General features: G+C 70.4%; 2 protein-coding genes and 1 pseudogene. All 3 read right to left on the bottom strand.

Annotated elements, in window-relative coordinates; all coding sequences use genetic code 11:
• Positions 1-472, bottom strand: a 472-nt coding sequence (locus HUK84_RS16855) for a DUF374 domain-containing protein (RefSeq protein WP_176641305.1), incomplete at its 3' end; no start/stop codon positions are given.
• 62 nt (positions 473-534) lie between these two features.
• Positions 535-1,053 (bottom strand): DUF934 domain-containing protein, encoded by a 519-nt coding sequence (locus HUK84_RS16860; RefSeq protein WP_176641306.1) that lies wholly within the window; start codon positions 1,051-1,053, stop codon positions 535-537.
• Positions 1,040-1,780 (bottom strand): annotated as a pseudogene (locus HUK84_RS16865) (nitrite/sulfite reductase); the annotation flags it as partial. The pseudogene HUK84_RS16865 and the gene HUK84_RS16860, both read right to left, overlap by 14 nt.

Consider the following 1,780-nt stretch of genomic DNA (forward strand, 5'->3'; position numbering starts at 1 on the left):
GGCCGCGCGGGCCGTCGGGGGTGATCACGACCAGGCTGCCCGCGCGCAGGCAGTCGAGCAGGCGACGCAAGGCGGCGGCCCCGCCCTTGCTTTCCTTCCGGCCCCCGTTCCTGCTCTTGTCCTTGCGGTCGGTCGAGCCGGCGATGGCCGCGATCCCCCATGGGGCGACGATGTCGGTGATCATCTGCCCGTCGCGGTTGCGGCTGATCAGCACATGCAGGCGCAGGGACGGGTTCTGCGACCGGGCCCACCACCACAGGGCCGGGGTAAGCACCAGCGTTTCATGCCAGAAGGCCACCAGGGCGGTTTGTCCGTCCCTGCCGGTCAGCAGGGGGGCGGCGTCGGGGTGGATGTCGAACGTCCAGCGCGTGGTGCGCAGGGCGAAGCCCAGATAGGCGCGCAGCGCGGCGATGGCCAGAACGCGGAAGGCCGGGGCGCGACCGGGCCTTCCGGACAGGAGGCGCTTCAGCATCGGCGGGCGGGAAGACGTGTCATGGCCCGGCGGTAGCATGGGCGACCGCCGGGCGGAAGGGCTCAGGCCGGGAGGCGGCCCAGGAGACGGCGCAGTCCGAAGCCTTCGGCCCGTTCGTCGCGCACCGCCGGCTGGTAGGCGGTGGTGAAGCGCGCATGGGCGCGGGCCCAGGTCGCGGGATCGTCGCCTTCGGGCAGCAGGACGGTGGAGGCGCCGCAGCGCAGCAGGAATTCGTACTGGTCCGGCAAGGGGCGACCGGTGACGCGGATTTCGCCCGGGAAGTCCAGATGTTCGCGCAAGGCGCGGCACTGGCTGAAGGCGCGGCCGTCGCGGAAGGTGGGAAAGGTGACGGCGACCAGCGCCAGCCGGGGCAGGGCGGTGCGCAGGACGGCGATTTCGTCATCCGGGGCCAGGGCGACGCCCAGCTTGCCGCCGGGGGGGCGGGCCAGCCCTTCCTCGAGCCGGGAGAGCGGCACGATGACTGCATTCTTGGGCACCGCGCCCGTGGGGGGCAGCGGGTCGTCGGGGCCGATCATGGTCCAGGGGTCTTCGACGACCTGTCCGTTTTCAAGCAACGGCATAGACGGCATCCTTGAAAAGCGCGGCGCCGAGCCGCCGGTAGGTGTCCAGGAAACGCTCGCCCGTGTTGCGGTGGACCAGATAGGCGTCGACCAGGCGGGCGATGGCGTCGACCGTCGCGTCCTCGGGCAGAGCCGGGCCCAGGATCTGGCCGACGGCGGCATCGTTGCCGGCCGAGCCGCCCAGGGTGAGCTGGAAGAATTCCTCGCCTTTCTTGTCCACGCCCAGGATGCCGATATGGCCGGCATGGTGGTGGCCACAGGCATTGATGCAGCCCGAGATCTTGATCTGCAGGTCGCCGATGGTTTCCTGCAGTTCGGGGCTGGCGAAGCGGGCGCTGAGCTTCTGCGCGATCGGGATCGAGCGGGCATTGGCCAGCGAGCAATAATCGAGTCCGGGGCAGGCGATGATGTCGCCGATCAGCCCGATATTGGCGGTGGCGAGACCCACGGCGCGCAGCTCCTGCCACAAGGCGTGGAGCTGGTCCTGCCGGACATGGCCCAGCACGATGTTCTGCATGTGGGTGATGCGGATTTCGCCGAACGAGAAGCGGTCGGCGAGGTCGGCGATGCGGTCCATCTGCGCCGCGGTGGCGTCGCCCGGGATGCCGCCGTCGGGCTTGAGCGAGATGACGGCGGAGATATAGCCGGGATGCCGGTGGGGATGGGTGTTGGTGCGTGCCCAGCGGTCGAAGGCACGGTCGGCGGCGCGGGCGGCGGCCAGGCTTTC

Source organism: Nguyenibacter vanlangensis (assembly GCF_013376155.1).
Classification (GTDB): domain Bacteria; phylum Pseudomonadota; class Alphaproteobacteria; order Acetobacterales; family Acetobacteraceae; genus Gluconacetobacter; species Gluconacetobacter vanlangensis.

Bases quoted from the DNA above. Each gene is read 5' to 3' on its own strand.
- HUK84_RS16860 (WP_176641306.1), bottom strand. From the start codon at position 1,053: ATGCCGTTGCTTGAAAACGGACAGGTCGTCGAAGACCCCTGGACCATG.